A 19,663-nucleotide genomic window follows, 5' to 3' on the forward strand; every position below is an offset into this window, starting at 1 on the left:
CGCCCGCCGTCACGGCAGCGCCGGTGCCACCTCGACCTGGAACACCGGCAGTCTGCCGAGCCGCCGGTACGCGGCCAGCGACTCCGGCGTCGCGTCCACCGAGGACTCGCGCCCCTCCTGGTTGTGCGGCGTGTCGAAGTGGACCATGGCCCGGATCCGCGGGAACTTGCGGATCTGCCGGCCCACCTCCCGGTAGAACTCGGCCTTGTGGCGCGGGTTCCGCTTCGACGACCAGACGCCCCACTCGGCGACCATCAGCGGCTTGTCCGGGTGCTCGGCGGTGGCCCAGTTGTAGAAGCCGGGCCAGTTCGGCCGCGCCGACGACTGCCGGTTCAGCAGCTCGGCGAAGTCGCCGTGGCCGTATCCGGGGTCGCTGTACGCGTACGTGTCGAAGCCGATCCAGTCGACGACGTCGTTGCCCGGGTACATGTCGCCGAACCACTTCTTGCTGGTGTGCGGCACGTACGCCATGTGCACCAGCACCGTGACCAGGTTGTCCACGCCGTGCGCGCGCAGCCGCCGGACGACGTACCGGTACATGGCGGCGTAGTCCCTGGCGGTGTAGCCCGAGCCGGCCTTCTCCCGGATGTTGTCCTCGGCCTCGTGGTGCACGGTGAAGAAGAACTGCTCGGGGAAGTCCTCGTTGATGTGCGCGGCGAGCTTGTCGAGGAACTTGTCCGTCGCCCGGTCACCCTTGGCGATCTTGGCCCAGGAGGCGCCGCGCGGCTTCCAGTTGAGGAACAGCAGCCGCTCCTTGCCCCGCTCCCGGGCGATGGCGATCTCCTCCTTCGTCGGGAAGAGCTGGCCGTTGCCCCGGTGGTAGGCGTGGTAGATGTCCTGGTGCCGGCCGGTCTTCTCCTCGAAGGCCACGAGCGCCCGCCGGCCCCGGGCGTCCGTGAACGCCCCGGGCGCCACGCCCCACAGCACCCCGCAGGTCGGGACGAGCTTCTTTCCCGTACGGCACGAGCCGGCCGGCGCCGGGGCGCCGGGTTCCGTGCGGCCCTTGCCGGACGCGGCGGGTCCCGCAGTGGACGGTCGCGCGGCGGTGGAGGCGGCCGGTTCCCCGGTGCGGAGCGGCACGCCGGGCTCGGCCGGTGACGGCAGGTCCCGCGGCGCGCCGGGCAGCGAGGTCGCGGCCGGCCCCGGCACCAGGACGGGGTCCGGCCCGTACGGGAGGCCGAGCTGGTCCACCCCGCCCGTCCACGCCCAGGAGAGCGTGGCGACGGCCGAGATGCTGAAGACGGCCGTGATGGCGGTGAGGTGCAGGAAGAGGATGCGGCGCGGTCGACGTCTCACGATGGCCCAGTATCGGATCTAAAGTCCGTTTTGTCGACTACCCGACGCAGTCAGTCGGATCGCCACAGTCGAGAACGGACCGACTTCGGAGCCGCGCTCGACCCCGGCCGGTCCGACTGAGAAACTGTCCCTCAAGTCACTGCAGGGGGAGTCTTAGGTGAACGACGGTTCTGTGCTGCCCGAGGACGTGTTGCGCGACGCGCCGTCCTACACGCCGCGCGCGCACGAACTGGCCGATCTGGAGTTGCTGCTGGCCGGCGCGTACGCCCCGCTGACCGGCTTCCTCGGCCGCGCCGACCTGCAGGCGTTGCGCCGGCGCGGCAAGCTCGCCGACGGCACGCCGTGGCCGGTCGCGGTGACCCTCGAGATCCCGGCCGAGCTCGCCACCGGCCTGGACCTCGACGACCCGCTGCGGCGCACGGTGGTGCTCACCGACCCCGAGGGCGCGCCGGTGGCCGCGATCGAGATCACCGACGCGTGGCCGACCACCGAGGGGCGCTACGCGGCCGGCGGCACCGTGCGCCGGATGGGCGACGGCGGGCACGGGCCGTTCCAGCGGCTGCGCCGGACCCCCGAGGAGGTCAAGGCGCTGCTGCCGCCGGGGCGCGTGCTCGGGGTCATCGCCGACCGCCCGCTGCACCGCCCGCAGCTGGCGCAGATCGCGCACGCCGCCCGCACGCTCGCCGCGCACCTGCTGATCTTCATTCCGGTCACCGGCCCCGGCCCGGACGGGTTGCCGCCCGAGGCGCTGGTCCGCGCGGTCTTCGCGGCCCGCGACCGGATGCCCCCCGCGACCATCGTCGCGGTCCCGCTGATGACCCGCGGCGACGAGATGCGCGACGCCCTGCTGCGGGCCCGGGTGGTCACCGCGTACGGAGTGACCCACGTGCTGTCCACCGGCGACATGCTCTCCGGCGCCGGCCTGCGCGTGCTGGTGCCGCGCGAGCTGGCGTACGACAACCGGGACGGCCAGTGGCGCTGGCGCGACGACATCCCGCCCCGCAACCGCCGCCTCGCGATGACCGCCTCCGAGATCAACGACCTGCTGGACCGGGGCTTCCCGCTGCCCGAGTGGCACACCCCGCCGGCCGTCGCCAAGGAGCTGGCCCGGGTCCGCCCGCCGCGCCGGCACCGCGGCCTGGTCGTGTTCTTCACCGGCTTCTCCGGCTCCGGCAAGTCCACGATCGCCCGCGGGCTGGCCGACACGCTGCGGGAGAGCGGCGAGCGGACGATCACCTTCCTCGACGGCGACGTGGTGCGCCGCGAGCTCTCCGCCGGTCTGGGCTTCAGCCGCGCCGACCGGGACCGCAACGTGCGGCGGATCGGCTGGGTGGCGGCCGAGGTCGCGCGCCACCACGGCATGGCCATCGCCTGCCCGATCGCCCCGTACGCGCAGGCCCGCGCCGCCGTGCGCCGGATGGCCGTCGAGGCCGGGGCCGGCTTCCTCCTCGTGCACGTGGCCACCCCGCTGGAGGTCTGCGAGCAGCGCGACCGCAAGGGCCTGTACGCCCGCGCCCGCGCCGGCCAGCTGCGCGGCATGACCGGCGTGGACGACCCGTACGAGACCCCCACCGACGCCGAGCTGACCATCGACACCACCGACATGACGGTGCCCGAAGCCGTCGATTCCGTGCTCGCGTACCTCGTCGACAGCGGCTGGGTGGAGCCCGAGATGAAGTAACCGGTGGCGGCGGAGTAGTTACGCATCGGCGCACGGGCCGTTTACCCCTCGGGGGCGAAACGCCCGATTGCCGACAACTCCTACTCCGCCTGCGAAAGGGCCGCCGTACCGATGGAAGCGACTCGCCCGGTGTCCGCCGACCTCTCGCACTACCTGGGCGTGTTCCGCCGGCACTGGTGGCTCGTGCTGACCGCCACCGGCGCCGGCCTGGCCGTCGGGGCCGCCGTCACCCAGGCCCTGCCCAAGGTCTACGAGTCGTCCACGTCCGTGCTCGTGTCCCCCGTCGACCAGGACGCCAACGCGTCCGGCGGTCGCACCAAGGGCGCGATCAACCTGGACACCGAGGCCCAGCTGGTGCCGTCCGGCGCGGTCGCCGCCAAGGCCGCGGCGCTGCTGCGCTCGCCCGTCGCGCCGGTCGAGCTGGCCCGCGACGTGTCGGTCGAGGTGCCGGCGAACACCACCGTCCTGGTGATCCGGTTCGAGGCGGACAACCCGAAGGACGCCCAGGCCGGCTCGCACGCGTTCGCCGAGGCGTACCTGCGCAACCGCGAAGAGGCCGCGCGCTCGGTGCTGGACCAGCAGATCAAGACCCTGAACCTCAAGGTCAAGCAGCTCACCACCAACCTGACCAGCGTCAACAACCGGCTGGCGAAGGCGCCCCGGGGCAGCTCCGAGCGCAGCAACCTGGAGAGCCTGCGCAGCAACTCGCAGAACCAGCTGAACAACCTGACCGGCCGGCTCAACGTGTTGACCACCTCGACCGTCGGCGCGGGCAGCATCATCAGCGACGCCCGCCTGCCCGAGGAGCCCACCAGCCCCAACGCGATGCTCAACATCGCCGGCGGCACGATGGTCGGCCTCCTCGCCGGGCTGGGCCTCGCGTTCGTCCGGGAACGGTTCGACCGCCGGCTGCGGACCGCCGCGGACGTCCGCGACCGCGCCCGCATCCCGGTGCTCGCCGCCCTGGACGAGCGGACCACCCCGCACTTCGACGACGTGCTGCAGCCGTACGGGCCGGGCGGGCGGGTCTTCAACCGGCTCCGCAACGAGATCCTGGCCAGCCTGAACACCGGCGACCAGATCATCGTCGTCACCGGGGCCAGCCGGGGCTCGTCCACCACGCTGGTCGCCGCGAACCTGGCCGCGTCGCTCGCTCGTACCGGAAGCGATGTGGTGTTGATCGGGGCGCACCTGCCGGACAGCGTCGTCGATGCCGCGCCGCTGGCGCGGATGCTCGGGGTCTCCGCCATGCCCGGCCTGTCCGACCTGCTCGCCGGGCGGATCGGCCTCGCCAAGGCGCTCCAGCGCACCCCGCGGATCCCGTCGCTGCGGGTCATCACGACCGGCGGCGCGGCGACCGCGGCCGGCCTGATGCAGTCGCAGCGGCTGCGCGACACGCTCGAGGCGCTGCGCCGGCAGACCGGCTACGTGGTCATCGAGGCGCCGTCCACCAGCAGCAGCGCCGACGCCCAGAGCCTGGCCAGCCTCGCCGACGCGGCGATCCTCGCGGTCGAGCTGCGCCGCGCCAAGCGCCCGGCCCTGCTCGACGCCGCGGAACAGCTGAGCCGGGTCGGCACCCCGCTGCTCGGTGCGGTGGTCCTGCCGTCGCTCAGCGGCCTGCCGCGCACCTCACCCACGGACAACCTCCCGGCGGTGGCGCTGACCGCGCAGCGGCCGGACGAGACCGCGGTCCTCGACGAGGACCGGACCCAGCAGCTGCGCCTGCCGCAGGGCGGCGCCCGGCCGCCGCGGCAGGGTGACGGCACCGAGGAGGTCACCGCGATCATCGACCTGACGTCCGCGGCCAAGCCCTCCGGCGGCGCGCAGGCCACCAAGGCGGGCGACCAGAAGTGACGCTGGTCGTCCCCGGCGCGACGCAGCGGGCGGCACACAGCACGGCACCGGAACGACCCACCTGGCTGCCGGCGTGGCCGGTCGCGAGCATCCTCGCCCTCTATCCGCTGTGGTGGGCGCTCGGCCTCGGCGTGCTGATCTTCCCGATCATGGCCGTGCCGATGCTGGTCCTGCTGCTGCGCCGGCGCGCGGCCGGGCGCCCGCTGCGGCTGCCGCCCGGCTTCGGCTGGTGGGCACTGTTCCTCGCGGCCGTGCTGATCAGCATCGTGGCGCTGGGCGCCGACCCGGCCGGCACGGTGGTCGAGCACGCGACGGACCGCCTGCTCGCGGTCGTCTACCGGCTGGGCACGTACGCCGCCCTGACCGTCCTGCTCGTCTACACCGGCAACCTGACCGAGGCGGAGCTCCCCCGCCGCCGCCTGGTGAAGCTGCTCGCCTGGCTGTTCGTGGTGACCGTGGCCGGCGGCCTGCTCGGCATGGTCGCGGGCCGGTTCGAGTTCACCTCGCCGGTCGAGCTGCTGCTGCCCGGCGACATCCGGAGCATGGGCTTCGTGCAGTCGCTGGTGCACCCGTACGCGGCGCAGATCATGGACCTGGTCGGCGGCGAGAAGCCCCGGCCGGCCGCACCGTGGGGCTACACCAACACCTGGGGCAACAACTTCTGCCTGCTGATGGGCTGGATCGTGGTGGCCGCGTGGGGCACCCGCCGGGCCGGCCCGAAGCTGCTCGCGGTCCTCTGCCTGGGCGTCGCGATCGTCCCGGCGGTGGTGTCGCTCAACCGCGGCCTGTGGATCGGCATCGGCGTCGTCGTCCTCTACGTCGCCGTCCGGCACGTGCTGATGGGCCGCCTGTGGATCATCGGCGCGGTGGCGCTGGCCGCCGCCGGCCTGGTCGTCGCGCTGTCCGCCACCCCGCTGGGCGACCTGGTGAACGCACGGCTGGACAACGGCAAGAGCAACGGCGTCCGGTCGTTCCTCATCGAACGCGCCGTGGACGGCTTCGCCGAGTCGCCGATCATCGGGTACGGCTCCACCCGCAACACCATCGGCGGGCGCAACTCGATCGCCGTCGGGGAGAGCTCCGAGTGCCGGCGCTGCGGCAACTTCACGGTCGGCGGCAACGGCCAGCTCTGGCAGCTGATGTACGCCCACGGCACCGTCGGCACCGTCGCCTACCTCGGCTTCTTCGGCTACGGCCTGTGGCGCTTCCGGCGCGACCGGACGGCCGTCGGCATCGCCGGGAGCGCCGCGATCGTGAGCTCGTTCTCCGCGATGCTCTGGTACAACGCGACCCCCACCCCGCTGGCGTTCATGTTCCTGGCCTACGCGCTGCTGTGGCGCAACCACCTCGAGGGGGACGCACATGCCCGTTAAGACCGCGCCGGCGGAGCTGACCGCCGGCGACTCGGCGCTGCGCGCGCAGTACCTGGCGGAGGTGCTGGCCCTGCTCTACCCGGAGCCCTGCTCGACCGGGGAGCGGCGTGGCGAGACCGTCGCCGAGTACCTCGTCGTCCCGGACGCCCGGCGCCCCCGGCTGCTCGTGCCGACGACCTCGCGCCGGGTCGCCGCGGCCGCCGTCCGCCGGTACGCCGAGCCGCAGTCCCGGGCCGCCCGCCTCAAGCGCGACGCCGTGGTAGCCGCCCTGCGCACCGGCGCGTCCAGCGTGCTGCTGCGCGACCGGATCCGGGTGACCGGCCCGGCGGCCGGGAGCATCGACGGGCACCTGCGCGAGGCGCTCGGCCGCGACCTGTCGGTCAGCATCCACATCGGGCCCGCGCGGGCGAACCGCAAGCCCGTCCTGCAACTGATCAGCCCGGACGGCGAGACGTTCGGCTTCGGCAAGCTCGGCACCGGCCCGCTGACCCAGCGCCTGGTCAAGGCCGAGACCGCGGCGCTCACCGCGCTGGGCACGATCGGGCTGACCAAGCTGACCGTGCCCACGGTGCTGCACGCCGGCCAGTGGCGGAATTCCCAGGTGCTCATCCAGTCGGCGCTGCCGGTGTGGCTGCCCCGCGCGCCGCTGACCCCGCGCCGGCTCACCGCCGCGATGCTCGACATCGCCGGGTGCTGCGGCTACGCGAGCGGGACGCTGGCCGGGAGCGCGTACTGGGCCGAGCTGCGCGGGCGGCTCACCGCGGTGGCGGACCGGCCCGAGGGGGGCGCGCTGACGTCGGCCGCCGAGCTGCTCGCCACCCACGCCGGCGCCACCACCCTCCGGTACGGCGCCTGGCACGGCGACTGGGCGCCGTGGAACATGGCGAACCTCGCCGACGCGCTGCTGGTGTGGGACTGGGAGCGCTTCGCGAAGGGCGTACCGGTCGGGTTCGACGCCGTGCACCACGAGCTCCAGCGCCGGATCCAGACCAGCGGGGACGCGGCCGGGGCGGTGGAGGCCACCGTGCGCCGCAGCGACGAGCTGCTCCAGCCGTTCGGCGTCGCCCCGGAGGCCCGGGAGCTGACCGCCCTGCTGTACCTGGTCGACCTGGCCGCCCGGTACCTGACCGACCGCCAGGCCGAGGCCGGTGCCCGGCTGGGGGTGCTCGGTACGTGGCTGCTGCCCGTACTGATCCGCAGGGTGGAGGAGCTGTGATGGATGTTCGCAAGGTTCCGGCTCCGGTCAAGCGGGTCGTGCACCTCGGCACGAGGTCGTACGGCCGGCTGACCGCCCCCGGCCGGATGACGCCCTCGTTCCTCATCTGCGGCGGCCAGCGCTGCGGCACCACGTCGCTCTACCGGGCGCTCTCCGCGCATCCGGCGGTGCTCAAGGCCGTGCTGCACAAGGGCGTGCACTACTTCGACGTCTCGTACGACCGTGGCATGTCCTGGTACAAGGCGCACTTCCCGCTCCAGCGCCAGGCCGACAAGGTGCGGGAGCGGTACGGCGTACCCGCGCAGACCTTCGAGTCGAGCCCGTACTACATGTACCACCCGCAGGCGGCCGCCCGGATCGCCGCGGACCTGCCCGGCGCGAAGCTCGTGGTGCTGGTCCGGGACCCGGTGGAGCGGGCGTACTCGCAGCACCACCACGAGGTGGCGCGGGGCTTCGAGCCGGAACGCGACTTCGGCAACGCGCTGGCGCTGGAACCGGCCCGGCTGCACCGCCAGGAGGACCGGCTCGCGGCGGATCCGGCGTACTACTCGTTCGCCCATCAGCACCAGGCGTACCGGGCCCGGGGCGAGTACGCCCGCTACCTGAGCGTCATGGCGCAGCACGTCGGCCGCGAGCGCATCCACGTGGTCGAGAGTGAGCGGTTCTTCAGCCGGCCGGAGCAGGTCTACGACGAGGTGTGCGCGTTCCTCGGGCTGCCGATCAACCTCGGCCACCCGCCGTTCGAGCGGCACAACGCCCGGCCCCGGAAGTCCGACATGGACCCGGGCATCCGGCGGGAGCTGGCCAGCCACTACGCCTCGCACGACGAGGCGCTGATGACGTGGCTGGGCCGCGTACCGGTCTGGCGCGAGGCGTGACGACGGTCGCGGAGGCCCCCGCGACGAGGGGCACCCGGGGGGTGGCCCGCGGCGGGCTGGCCAACATGGCCGGCTCGGCGCTGGCCGGCGGCACCGGCGTGGTGGTCACCTGGGTGGTGGCCCGCACGCTCGGCGCCGAGCAGGCCGGCGCGTTCTTCGCGGCCACCGCGGCCTTCGTCCTCGTCGGCGGGCTGGCCAAGCTCGGCACCCAGACCGGTCTGGTCTACTGGCCGGCCCGGCTCCGGGCGACCGGCCGCGACCATCTGCTCGGCCCGTGCCTGCGGACCGCCCTCGTGCCGGTGCTGGTGGTGGCCGTCCTGCTGGGGGCGGCGCTGTTCCTCGCGGCCGCCCCGATCGCGCGCCTGACCGCCGCCGACTCGCCGCACGTGCTCGCCGAGCACACCACCGGCCTGCGGATCCTGGCCGTGTTCCTGCCGCTGCAGGCGCTGACCGACGCCCTGCTCACCGCCACCCGCGGCTACCGGGCCATGCGGCCGACGGTCACCCTGGACCGCATCCTGCGCAGCACGCTGCAGTTGCTGTGCGTCGGCGCGGCCGGGGTGGCCGCCCTGTGGACCGGGGCGTCGCTGCCGGCGTTCGCGTTCGCGTGGGCGGTGCCGTACCTGCCGGTGGCGATTCTGGCCGCGGTCTCGCTGCGCCGGATCTACCTGGCCGGCAAGCCGGAACGGTTCCGCTCGCGGCGCAGCGAGCGCCTCGACCTGCGCCGCGACTTCTGGCGCTTCACCGGCCCGCGCGCCCTGGCCAGCGTCGCGCAGCTGGCCCTGCAACGGGTGGACGTGCTGCTGGTCGCGGCGCTGGGCGGGCTGGCCCCCGCCGCGGTGTACGCGGTCGCCGGCCGGTTCGTGGTGCTGATCCAGTTCGCCAACCAGGGCATCTCCCAGTCGGTGCAGCCCCGGCTCGCCGAGGCGCTCGCCGTCGGCGACCGGGACACCGCCAATCACCTCTACCGGACCGCGACCGGCTGGCTGGTGCTGGTCACCTGGCCGATCAACCTGCTGGTCATCCTCTTCGCGCCGCTCTATCTCGGACTCTTCGGGGCCCACTACCGCACGGGTACGCCGGTGGTCGTGGTCCTCGCCTGCGCGATGCTCGTCGCCACCGGCTGCGGCATGGTCGACATGGTGCTGGCGATGGCCGGCCGCACCTCGTGGAACCTGTACAACGTCCTGCTCGCGCTGGTCGTCACCGCCGGCCTCGACGTCCTGCTGATCCCCCGGTACGGCGCGCTCGGCGCCGCGATCGGGCTGGCCTGCGCGCTGGTCGTCAACAACCTGCTGCCGCTGGTCCAGGTGGCGCGGGCGGCGCGGCTGCACCCGTTCGGGCGCGGGACGCTCGCCGCCGGCGCGCTGTCGGTCGCGTGCTTCGGCGTACTCCCGAGGCTCGTGACCGCGGTGACCGGGACCGGCACGACCGGCCTGGTGCTCGCGACGGTCCCGGCCGTGGCCGCGTTCGCCGCCGGCGCCTGGCTGCTGCGCGGCCACCTCGCGCTCGACGCCTTCAAGCCTCGCAAGCTCATGTCAAGGAGGACCGGTTGACCACCGACTACACCGAGGTGTTCCAGGACGCCGACGCCGTCGCCAAGTACGAGCACGTCACGTACGCGCCGGACAGCTACGCCTCGCAGATCAACGAGCGGCAGCAGGCGTACCTGCGCCGGCTGGTGCAGCGCGAGTTCGGCGCGAAGCTGCCCGTCCAGCACGACTTCGCCTGCGGGACCGGGCGGGCCATCCGGACCCTGCACGGCCTGGTCCGCGAGGCGCACGGCTACGACACCTCGGCCGAGATGATGGCGAAGGCCGAGGAGGTCGGCTCCCGGGCGCAGTGGCACCAGATCCCGGCGGACGGCCCGGTGCCGAACCCGGTCGCGGCCGGGCACCCGGCGATCGTCACCATGTTCCGGCTGCTGCTCAACGTGGACGAACAGGTCCGCGAGCGGGCCATCGCGTTCGCGGCGAAGGCGCTGCCGACCCCGGATGCCGGCCTGCTGGTGGTGGAGAACCACGGCAACGCCGGCTCGCTGCGGCACCTGCGGGCACGCCGGCGCGCCGGCCAGCGCTGGTTCGCCGAGCTGTCGCACGCCGACGTGGAGCAGCTCCTCGGCCGGCACGGCTTCGAGATCATCGACCGGCGCGGCTTCTCGATGCTCACCGAGTCGCTGAACAGGAACCCGCTGGCCCGGGCCGCGGACGCGGCGGCGCGCGCGCTGCCCGGCACGGACGGTTTCGCGGTCAACGTGCTGTACACGGCCCGCCGGAAGAAGTAGCCGCCGTGCGTCGCGTTACCGCCCTGACGGGGCTGATCGTGCTCGTGCTCGCCGGCTGCACCTCGCACCGGCGGGCCGAGCCCGAGCCGGTGCCGTCCCCCGACCTGACCAGCCCGCCGGTCGCGGTCGCGGTGAACCCGGGCCCGTTCGAGGCGGGACCGTTCGCGCCGCCTGCGGAGGGCGCCTACCTCGGCGCCTGGATCAAGCCGGAGGCCCTCACCCACGCCGGACGGGTCGAGGCGGTGGGTGAGCTGGAGGAGGATCTCGGCCGGCCGCTGGACATCGTCAACACGTACCGCCGTTTCGACCAGATGGTCGGCACCGAGTCCGACGCCGAGTTCCTCGACCGCGGCGCCACGCTGATGGTGAGCTGGGCGACCGGGGACAACCGCTCGATCACCGCCGGCGAGCACGACCGGTTGATCCGTCGGCAGGCCCGGGCCATCCGCAAGGTGAAGCGGCCGGTGCTGCTGCGCATCCGGTGGGAGATGGACCGGCCGAACCTGCGTGCCACGATGTGGTCCGGCGAGGACTACATCGCCGCGTACAAGCGCATCCGCGGGATCTTCGCCGAGGAGCGGGTCAAGAACGTCTCCTGGGTGTTCTGCCCGACCGCCGAGGGCTTCATCCGCGGCGACGCGCCGGCCTTCTACCCGGGCGACGACCTGGTCGACTGGACCTGCGTCGACGTGTACGCCGGCAACCTCTTCCAGCCGATCGGGCAGCTCATGGGCCCGTTCCTGACCTGGGCCGCGCAGCGCCCCAAGCCGATCGTGATCGGCGAGTTCGGCGTGGCGAAGGCGTGGGGCTCGGCGGGCCGGGCGGCCTGGTTGCAGGACGCCCGGCGCACCTTCAAGGCGAACCCGCAGATCAAGGCGGTCGTCTACTTCGAGTCCGATCCGGAGGGCAACGGGCCGAACCAGCAGTTCCAGCTCGCCGGCGACAAGCCCGCCTTCAAGGCCTTCACCCGGCTGACGAAGGATCCGTACTTCAACGGCGGCGGGCCTGGGCGAGGAGCCTGAGCGCGTACGGGGCGTCGTGCTTGAGGTAGCGCCCGGCCAGCCGGCGCGGCTCGGTGCCGAGCCGGTGCGCCCATTCCAGGCCGGTGCGCTGCATCCAGCGCGGCGCCCGCTCGATGTCACCGGCGACGAAGTTGACCGCGGCGCCGCAGCCGACGAACCACGCCCGCGGCATGGCGGCGCGCAGCCGGGTGATGACCGCCTCCTGCTTCGGGAAGCCCAGGCCGACGAAGACCAGGTCCGGCTCGGCGCCGGCGACCTTGGCGCAGAAGTCCGCGTACGCCTGGACGTCCCGCTCGAAGCCGTAGTCGGGGCAGAGCGTGCCGGCGATCCGCAGTCCCGCGCAGGCGGCGGCGAGCCGGTCCGCGGCGCGCGTGGCACCGTCCTTGACGCCGTCCGCCGCCGGGGTGCCGCCGACGACGAAGACGGACCGGTTGTCGTGGCCCAGGCCGCGCGACAGCGACCAGATCAGGCTGCTGCCCGCCACCCGCTCGGGCAGGGGCGTGCCGCTCAGCCTGCTGGCCCAGACGAGCGGCATGCCGTCGGCCACGACGAGGTCGGCGTCGTCGAGGTACGTCCGCACCTCGGCGTCCTCCCGCGACTGCCGCAGGATGTCGATGTTCGGGGTGAGGATCCGGCCGCCGCGCCCGGCCGAGATCGCCTCCCGCACGAGGGCGACCACCTCGCCCTCGGTGACCGGATCGAACCCGGTTCCGTCGAGCCGGACCCGGTCGAAAGCCTCGACTGACAACTCCACGCCTCCTTCACGCTCGTTCGCTCGTTATAGGAGCGAAACGAGCGAAGGTGGGCAGAAGTGGCACGCGTTGTTTATCTGGGCGGACTAGGGCGAAGCGGAACCACGCTCGTCGAACGCCTCCTCGGTGAACTGCCCTCGGTCTGCTCGCTCGGCGAGATCGTGCACCTGTGGCAGCGCGACATCCGGGACAACGAGCGGTGCGGCTGCGGCGCACGCTTCGCGACCTGCACGTTCTGGAAGCGGGTCGGCGAGCGGGCGTACGGCGGCTGGCACAACGTCGACGTCGGCCGGGTGCACGCGCTGCGCGACACCGTGGAACGCACCCGCTTCATCCCTCGCCTCGCCGCCGCCCACCTGCCCGCCGCCCAGCTCGCCGACGTCCGCGAGTACGCGAGCTTCTACGCGCGCGTCTACGCGGCCGCCGCCGAGGTCTCCGGCGCCGAGGTCGTCGTCGACTCGTCGAAGCACAGCGCGCTCGCCCACGTGCTGCGCTGGGCGGACGGCATGGACCTGCGGGTGGTGCACGTGGTGCGGGACGCGCGCGGGGTCGCGTACTCGTGGACCAAGACCGTCTCCCGGCCCGAGACGGACGGCAGCGACGAGATGACCCGCTACTCCCCCGGCCGCTCGGCCCTGCTCTGGAACGCGCACAACGCGGCCTTCGGGCTGCTCGCCCGGCGCGGCGTCCCGGTACGCCGGATCCGCTACGAGCAGTTCCTCGCCGACCCGCGGACGGCGCTGCGCGAACTCGCCGCGTACGCCGGGGTCCCGGTCACCGACGCCGACCTGGCCTTCCTCGGCGACGGGTACGCCGACCTGCGCGTCGGCCACAGCGCGGCCGGCAACCCCATGCGCTTCACCGTCGGGCGCCTGCCGCTGCGCCGCGACGACGCCTGGGTCCGCGCCCTGCCCGGCAACCAGCGGCGGCTCGTCGGTGCGGTCTGCGCCCCGATGCTGCGCGCGTACGGCTACCCGCTCAACCCCCAAGCACCCCAGGAGGCGTGATGAACTGGCCGTCCGTCGGCGTCGTGATCCCCACCCGCAACCGCCCCGAACTGGTGCGCAAGGCGATCGCCGCGGTCCGCGAGCAGCGCTATCCGGGCGAGATCAAGATCGTTGTCGTGTACGACCAGACGGAGCCCGACTACCTGCTCGCCTCCACCGAGGGCATCGAGGTCCTGGTCCTCACGAACTGGCGCACCTCCGGGCTGGCCGGCGCGCGCAACACCGGCATCCTCGCGCTGGACACCGAGCTCGTGGCGTTCTGCGACGACGACGACCGCTGGGTCCCCGACAAGCTGCGCCGCCAGGTGGCCGCCCTGGTCGCGGAGGCCGACGCCGAGTTCGCGACGTGTGCGATCGAGGTCGAGTACGAGGGCAAGTGCACCCCTCGGCTCGCCGGGCGCAGCCGGGTCACCGTCGAGGAGCTGGCCCGCTCGCGGATGGCGATGCTGCACTCCTCGTCGTTCCTGGTCCGCCGGGAGGCGCTGGGCGAGGACGCCATCGGCCTGGTCGCCGAGGACGCGCCGGGAAGCCAGAACGAGGACTGGGACCTGCTGCTGCGGGCGGCCCGGCGGGCGCCGATCGTGCACCTCGACGAGCCGCTGGTGCGGGTGCTGTGGGGCCGGACGTCGCACTACGCGTACGAGTACGCCACGAAGATCTCCTCGCTGCGCTGGATGATGCAGCGCCACCCCGAGATCAGCGGCTGCCGGCCCGGCGCCGCCCGCGTGTACGGCCAGCTCGCCTGCTGGTCCGCGGCCACCGGGAACCGCTCGCAGGCCTGGCAGTTCAGCAAGGAGGCGGTCCGCGCGAACTGGAAGGAACCGCGTACGGCCATCGCGCTGGCGGCCATGACCGGCGCCGTGAAGGTGGAGAACGTTCTCTCCGCCCTGCACAAACGCGGACGAGGTATCTAACACACTCTTTTGCGCACACCCGATCGGCAGGTAGTGTTCGCACGTGTTCGAAATAGTGCGGTTCACTTCGGCGGGTGGCTGATGCTCGCCCAGCAGCGGCAAGCTGCGATCCTCGACCGGGTCCGTGCGGCCGGCGGCGTCCGGGTCAGCGAACTGGCCTCCGAGTACGGCGTCAGCGACATGACCATCCGCCGTGACCTGGAATCCCTCGCGGACCGGGGCCTCCTCGCGAAGGTACATGGCGGGGCGACCACCGTGAGCCCCGGTTCCACGCACGAGCCGGGCTTCGCGGCGAAATCCGTACGCCAGCGCTCCGAGAAGGCGGCCATGGCCATGCGCGCCGCCGCCCTCGTCTCCCCGGGCGACGCGATCGCGCTGTCCGCCGGCACCACGACCGCGGGCCTCGCCCAGCGGCTCGTCGACGTGCCGGCGCTGACCGTGGTCACCAACTCCATCCCGGTGGCGGACATCTTCTACCGCGCCGGGCGCCCCGACCAGACCGTGGTGCTGACCGGCGGCACCCGGACGCCCTCCGACGCCCTGGTCGGTCCGGTGGCGGTCGCCGCGATCGGCACCCTGCACCTCGACATGCTCTTCATGGGCGTGCACGGCATGAGCGAACGGGCCGGCTACACCACGCCGAACCTCATGGAGGCGGACGTCAACCGCGCCCTGGTCGAGGCGGCGGAACGGCTCGTGGTGCTCGCCGACCACACCAAGTGGGGCACCGTCGGCATCTCGTCCATCGTCGCCCTCAACCGCGCGGACGTGGTCGTCACCGACGAGGGCCTGGACGAGGCCGCCCGCACCATCCTCGCGGAACAGGTCGAAGAACTCATGGTGGTGAGCGCTCAGTGATCGAGAAGCGGACGGCGATCAGGCTGACGGACGGCCGGGAGCTGATCTACTTCGACGAGACGCCGGCGGAGGACCGCACCGCGTGGCCGGACACCCGCGAGCTGCCGCCCCCGCCGCCGACCTCGCAGCTGCGCTACGACCCGCTGGTCGACGAGTGGGTGGCGGTGGCGGCGCATCGGCAGACGCGGACGTTCCTGCCGCCGTCGGACAAGTGCCCGCTGTGCCCGTCCACTCCGGACTTCGCCAGCGAGATCCCGGCGCCGGACTACGACGTCGTGGTCTTCGAGAACCAGTTCCCGTCGTTCAGCGACCGGGTCAAGGCCGGCGAGATCACCGAGCTGACCGACATGGTCCCGGTCCGGCCGGGCGTCGGCCGCGCCGAGGTGGTCTGCTTCACCAGCGACCACAACAGCTCCTTCGGCGCGCTCACGCCCGAACGCGTCCGCACGGTCATCGACGTCCTCGCGGACCGCACCACCGAGATGTCGGCCCTGCCGGGCGTCGAGCAGGTCTTCCCGTTCGAGAACCGGGGCATCGAGATCGGCGTGACCCTGAGCCACCCGCACGGCCAGATCTACGCGTACCCGATGATCACCCCGCGGACGAAGGCCATGCTCGCCGCGGCCCGCCGCCACGCCGACTCCACCGGCGGCCGCAACCTCTACGCGGACATCCTGGCCGCGGAGCAGAAGGCGGAGGTCCGCATCGTCGGCGCCAACGACCACTGGACCGCGTACGTCCCGGCAGCGGCCCGCTGGCCCTTCGAGGTGCAACTGGCCCCGAACCGCCACGTCCTCGACATCCCGGCCCTGACCCCCGCGGAACGCGACGCCTTCGCACCGCTGTACCTGGACATCCTGCGCCGCTTCGACGCCCTCTTCGCCAAGCCGATGCCCTACATAGCCGCCTGGCACCAGGCCGTGACCGGCGCCGACCGCCACCTCGGCTACCTCCACCTCCAGCTCTTCAGCATCCGCCGAGCCGCAGACAAACTGAAGTTCCTGGCCGGCTCCGAATCAGCCATGGGCGCCTTCATCAACGACATAATCCCCGAAAAAGCCGCCCAACAACTCCGCGAAGCCCTCTAGCCCTAAGCCCTAACCGCCCCCAAAGCCGCACTGCGCCCGCCTGTGTCGAGGGCGCCAAAACACACAAGGCGCCCTCTGCCGTGGTGTGTTTTGGCGTCCTCGACACAGGCTCCCAGGGGCGCAGTGCCCGCCGAGCGAAGCGAGGCCATGTAACAGCGGGGGGCCCGGGACAAGGCCCCCCGCAGGGAAGGGACGGCAGGCGATCACCTACCAGCCGCTCTCCGCCCGAGGAAACCGGTCGGCGCCCGGGACAAGGCATGCCGGACCGGCGGGCGACTCCTCGTGCGACGCGACCGTCATCCGTTCTGTTAGAGAAAACGAGCCGCGTACCCCTTGGTTACGCATCCTAAACATCACATTTGAGTGATCAGCGGCTTTCGCCGAAATACGCCGCCTTCATCAGCCGCTCCAGGTCGGTGAGCATCGGCATGCGGGGGTTTGCCGGCGCGCACTGGTCGAGGTAGGCGTTCATCGCCTGCTGCGGCACCGCGCTGAGGAACGTGTCGCGTTCGATGCCCAGCGCCTCGAACGAGGGCTCGATGCCTACCGCCGTCCGGAGGCGTTCGACGGCCGCCGCGTACGATTCGACGCCCTGCTGCGGGGTGTCCGCGGGGAGGCCGAGCATCCGGGCGATGTCCTGGAACCGTTCCGGGGCCACGTACCGTTCGTACTTGGGCCAGGCGGTCAGCTTCGCCGGCACCGTACCGTTGTGGCGGATGACGTGCGGCAGCAGGATCGCGTTGGTCCGGCCGTGCGCGATGTGGAACGTCGCCCCGAGGGTGTGCGCCATGGCGTGGACGATGCCGAGGAACGCGTTGCCGAAGGCCATGCCGGCGATGGTGCCGGCGTTGTGCATCTTCTCCCGCGCGACCGGGTCGGCCGCACCGTTGCGTACGGCGTTCTCCAGGTTGCCGAAGATCAGCCTGATGGCGTGCAGCGCCAGGCCGTCGGTGTAGTCGTTGGCGTAGACCGACACGTACGCCTCGGTGGCGTGGGTGAGCGCGTCGAAGCCGCTGTCCGCGGTCACGGCCGGCGGCAGGTCGGCGGTCAGCTCCGGGTCGACGATGGCGACGCTGGGCGTCAGCGCGTAGTCGGCGAGCGGGTACTTCTGGCCGGTCGCGGTGTCGGTGATGACCGCGAACGGGGTCACCTCGGCGCCCGTACCGGAGGTGGTCGGGATGCAGACCAGGTGGGCGAGCTTGCCGAGGGTGGGGAACCGGAACGCCCGCTTCCGTACGTCGAAGAACTTCTCGCGCATGTCCGCGAAGTCGACGTCCGGGTGCTCGTACAGCAGCCACATCACCTTCGCCGCGTCGATGGGCGAGCCGCCGCCGAGGGCGATGATGGTGTCCGGCCGGAAGCTCCGCATGACGGCGGCGCCGCGCTGCACCGTACCGATGCTCGGTTCGGGTTCGACATCGTCGATGACCTGGATCGTCACCGGGCCGGGGCGCTCGCGGAGGACGCGGCTGACCCGGTCGACGTAGCCGAGGCGGGTCATCGTCGGGTCGGCCACGATGGTCACCCGCTGCACGTCCGGCATGTCCCGCAGGTAGCGGATGGCGTGCGGCTCGAAGAACGTCTTCGACGGCACCTTGAACCACTGCAGGTTGTTCGTCCGGCGCGCGATGCGCTTGATGTTCAGGAGGTTCACCGCCGAGACATTGTTCGAGACGGACGTACGGCCGTAGCTTCCGCAACCGAGGGTCAGGGACGGCAGATACGCGTTGTAGATGTTGCCGATGCCGCCCTGTGAGGCCGGTGCGTTCCAGATGACGCGTACGGCCTTGACGCGCAGCCCGTACTCCTCCGACACGGCGGCGTCCCGGGCGTGGATGACGGCGCTGTGGCCGAGGCCGTGGAACTCGACCATCTGTTCGGCGTACCGGAATCCCTGCTCTTCGGTGCCGGCGCGCAGGACGGCCAGGACCGGGCAGAGCTTTTCCCGGCTCAGCGGCTCGGCCGGGCCGACGGAGCCGATCTCGGCGAGCAGGACCGACGTGTCGGGCGGGACGGTGAAGCCGGCCTGCGCGGCGATCCACTCCGCCGACCGGCCCACGACGGAGCTGTTCAGCTTGGCGCCCACGCAGTCCTTGCCGGCGCCGTCCGGCGGGAAGATGAACCGCTCGAGCAGCTCCTTCTCCTCCGGCGTGGCCAGGTACGCGTGCAGCCGCCGGAACCCGCCGAGCGCCTCGTCGGCGATGCTCTCGTCGAGGATGACGGCCTGCTCGGAGGCGCAGATCATGCCGTTGTCGAACGTCTTGGAGAGCACGATGTCGTGGACGGCCCGCCCGACGTCCGCGGTGGCGTGCACGTACGCGGGAACGTTGCCGGCTCCAACGCCCAGCGCGGGCTTCCCGGCGGAGTAGGCGGCCCGGACCATGGCGTTGCCGCCGGTAGCGAGGATGACCGAGACCCCGTCGTGGTGCATGAGCGCCCGCGTCGCCTCGAGCGACGGCTGCTCGACCCACTGCACGCAGTTCTCGGGCGCCCCGGCCGTCACCGCGGCGTCCCGGACGACCCGCGCCGCCTCGGCACTGCACCGCTGGGCGTTCGGGTGGAAGGCGAAAATAATCGGATTACGAGTCTTCAGCGCCAGCAACGCCTTGAAGATCACCGTCGACGTAGGGTTCGTGACCGGCGTCAGCCCGCACAGCACCCCGACCGGGTCGGCGATCTCCACGATCCCCTCGACCTCGTCCCGCCCGATGACCCCGACCGTCTTGAGCCCGGTCATGTGGTGCGTGACATGCTCCGCGGCAAACATGTTCTTGACCGCTTTGTCCTCGAACACCCCGCGCCCGGTCTCGTCGACGGCAAGCTGAGCGAGAGCACCGTGCCGGTTGAGAGCGGCAACCGACGCCTTCGCGACGATGTGGTCGACCTGCTCCTGCGTGTACGCCCCGAAATCCACCAGAGCCTTCTCGGCGGCGACGACCAGAGCGTCCACGGCCGCATCCACGGCCGTGCCGGCCGGCTTCCCGTCCACCTGCCCGGCGGTCTTCCCGGCCGGCTCGGCTTCCGGCGCCTCGGCCTTCTTCCCGGCCGGCTTCTCAGCGACCGGCTTCTCGGCCTTCTTGCCGGCCGGCTTCTCGGCGGCCGGCTTCTCGGCGGCCGGCTTCTCGGCGGCCTTGGCTTCCTGCGTCTCGGTCTTCTTGGCGGGCGGCTTCTCGGCCGGCTTCTTGGCCCGCTTCCCCGCCGACGTCTCCACCGGCGCCTCGGCCCGCGCACCGGTGACCGGCGTCTCCGCCGTCACCTCCCGCGGAACTCCTGCCTGCGTCGCCTGCGTCTGCGTCATCTTCGCCCCTCGGCCGCTCCCAAGGTGCGGACGCCGAAAGCTCGGCCCCGGCCCGCACCGGCGGTGTCCCCCGCCGGTTTCATCCTTGCCCGCGGCCACCCACCCGGACTGCGGGACAAAGTAACGGCGCCCCGGGCCGAAG

Annotated in this window: 15 protein-coding genes; 12 read left to right on the forward strand and 3 right to left on the reverse strand. The window is 72.4% G+C overall.

The window, feature by feature from the left end:
- Positions 1-9 precede the first annotated feature (9 nt).
- Positions 10-1,296 carry a glycoside hydrolase family 26 protein gene (locus CLV70_RS20805; protein ID WP_245908353.1) on the reverse strand — a complete coding sequence of 429 codons (1,287 nt, stop codon included), beginning with the start codon at positions 1,294-1,296 and terminating at the stop codon, positions 10-12.
- 157 nt (positions 1,297-1,453) lie between these two features.
- Here CLV70_RS20805 and cysC point away from each other — a divergent pair, with 157 nt between their 5' ends.
- From cysC to CLV70_RS20845, 8 genes are all read left to right on the forward strand, one after another.
- Positions 1,454-2,977: an adenylyl-sulfate kinase gene (gene cysC, locus CLV70_RS20810; RefSeq protein ID WP_106128189.1), complete on the forward strand. Its 1,524-nt coding sequence runs from the start codon at positions 1,454-1,456 to the stop codon at positions 2,975-2,977.
- Positions 2,978-3,088: 111 nt separating this feature from the next.
- Positions 3,089-4,831: a tyrosine-protein kinase domain-containing protein gene (locus tag CLV70_RS20815; protein WP_106128190.1), complete on the forward strand. Its 1,743-nt coding sequence runs from the start codon at positions 3,089-3,091 to the stop codon at positions 4,829-4,831.
- Positions 4,828-6,204, forward strand: a complete 1,377-nt coding sequence (locus CLV70_RS20820; protein WP_106128191.1) for an O-antigen ligase family protein — start codon at positions 4,828-4,830, stop codon at positions 6,202-6,204. Before CLV70_RS20815 ends, CLV70_RS20820 begins: the two co-directional genes overlap by 4 nt.
- A complete protein-coding gene (locus tag CLV70_RS20825) occupies positions 6,194-7,420 on the forward strand; it encodes a hypothetical protein (RefSeq protein ID WP_106128192.1) in 1,227 nt (408 codons plus the stop codon). Before CLV70_RS20820 ends, CLV70_RS20825 begins: the two co-directional genes overlap by 11 nt.
- Positions 7,420-8,298, forward strand: coding sequence for a sulfotransferase family protein (locus CLV70_RS20830; protein WP_106128193.1), 879 nt, complete (start codon positions 7,420-7,422; stop codon positions 8,296-8,298). Before CLV70_RS20825 ends, CLV70_RS20830 begins: the two co-directional genes overlap by 1 nt.
- Positions 8,295-9,854, forward strand: a complete 1,560-nt coding sequence (locus tag CLV70_RS20835; RefSeq protein WP_245908354.1) for an MATE family efflux transporter — start codon at positions 8,295-8,297, stop codon at positions 9,852-9,854. The genes CLV70_RS20830 and CLV70_RS20835 overlap by 4 nt, the downstream gene beginning before the upstream one ends.
- Complete coding sequence (locus CLV70_RS20840) at positions 9,851-10,582, forward strand: class I SAM-dependent methyltransferase (protein WP_106128194.1); 732 nt, start codon at positions 9,851-9,853, stop codon at positions 10,580-10,582. The genes CLV70_RS20835 and CLV70_RS20840 overlap by 4 nt, the downstream gene beginning before the upstream one ends.
- Before the next feature lie 5 nt (positions 10,583-10,587).
- Entirely contained in the window at positions 10,588-11,604 is a 1,017-nt protein-coding gene (locus CLV70_RS20845) for a glycoside hydrolase family 26 protein (RefSeq protein ID WP_245908355.1), read from the forward strand.
- Here the strand turns inward: CLV70_RS20845 and CLV70_RS20850 are convergent.
- Positions 11,573-12,352, reverse strand: coding sequence for a WecB/TagA/CpsF family glycosyltransferase (locus CLV70_RS20850; RefSeq protein ID WP_106128248.1), 780 nt, complete (start codon positions 12,350-12,352; stop codon positions 11,573-11,575). The genes CLV70_RS20845 and CLV70_RS20850 overlap by 32 nt on opposite strands.
- 63 nt (positions 12,353-12,415) lie before the next feature.
- Here CLV70_RS20850 and CLV70_RS20855 point away from each other — a divergent pair, with 63 nt between their 5' ends.
- The 4 genes from CLV70_RS20855 (at position 12,416) to galT (ending at position 16,223) form a co-directional block, all read left to right on the forward strand.
- A complete protein-coding gene (locus CLV70_RS20855; protein ID WP_106128195.1) occupies positions 12,416-13,363 on the forward strand; it encodes a sulfotransferase family protein in 948 nt (315 codons plus the stop codon).
- The gene (locus CLV70_RS20860) at positions 13,363-14,277 is read left to right on the forward strand and encodes a glycosyltransferase family 2 protein (RefSeq protein ID WP_106128196.1); all 915 of its coding nucleotides are present in this window, start codon (positions 13,363-13,365) and stop codon (positions 14,275-14,277) included. The genes CLV70_RS20855 and CLV70_RS20860 overlap by 1 nt, the downstream gene beginning before the upstream one ends.
- An 81-nt stretch (positions 14,278-14,358) precedes the next feature.
- The gene (locus CLV70_RS20865; RefSeq protein WP_106128197.1) at positions 14,359-15,135 is read left to right on the forward strand and encodes a DeoR/GlpR family DNA-binding transcription regulator; all 777 of its coding nucleotides are present in this window, start codon (positions 14,359-14,361) and stop codon (positions 15,133-15,135) included.
- Positions 15,132-16,223, forward strand: a complete 1,092-nt coding sequence (galT, locus tag CLV70_RS20870; protein ID WP_106128198.1) for a galactose-1-phosphate uridylyltransferase — start codon at positions 15,132-15,134, stop codon at positions 16,221-16,223. Before CLV70_RS20865 ends, galT begins: the two co-directional genes overlap by 4 nt.
- A gap of 367 nt (positions 16,224-16,590) precedes the next feature.
- On the opposite strand, the gene adhE is transcribed toward galT, so the two are convergent.
- Positions 16,591-19,521: a bifunctional acetaldehyde-CoA/alcohol dehydrogenase gene (gene adhE / locus CLV70_RS20875; RefSeq protein ID WP_281260478.1), complete on the reverse strand. Its 2,931-nt coding sequence runs from the start codon at positions 19,519-19,521 to the stop codon at positions 16,591-16,593.
- Positions 19,522-19,663: the final 142 nt, after the last annotated feature.

It is taken from the genome of Pseudosporangium ferrugineum, assembly GCF_003002065.1.
Lineage (GTDB): Bacteria > Actinomycetota > Actinomycetes > Mycobacteriales > Micromonosporaceae > Actinoplanes > Actinoplanes ferrugineus_A.

Bases quoted from the DNA above. Each gene is read 5' to 3' on its own strand.
- CLV70_RS20815 (WP_106128190.1), top strand. From the start codon at position 3,089: ATGGAAGCGACTCGCCCGGTGTCCGCCGACCTCTCGCACTACCTGGGC.
- CLV70_RS20825 (WP_106128192.1), top strand. From the start codon at position 6,194: ATGCCCGTTAAGACCGCGCCGGCGGAGCTGACCGCCGGCGACTCGGCG.
- CLV70_RS20830 (WP_106128193.1), top strand. From the start codon at position 7,420: ATGGATGTTCGCAAGGTTCCGGCTCCGGTCAAGCGGGTCGTGCACCTC.
- CLV70_RS20860 (WP_106128196.1), top strand. From the start codon at position 13,363: ATGAACTGGCCGTCCGTCGGCGTCGTGATCCCCACCCGCAACCGCCCC.
- CLV70_RS20865 (WP_106128197.1), top strand. From the start codon at position 14,359: ATGCTCGCCCAGCAGCGGCAAGCTGCGATCCTCGACCGGGTCCGTGCG.
- adhE (WP_281260478.1), bottom strand. From the start codon at position 19,521: ATGACGCAGACGCAGGCGACGCAGGCAGGAGTTCCGCGGGAGGTGACG.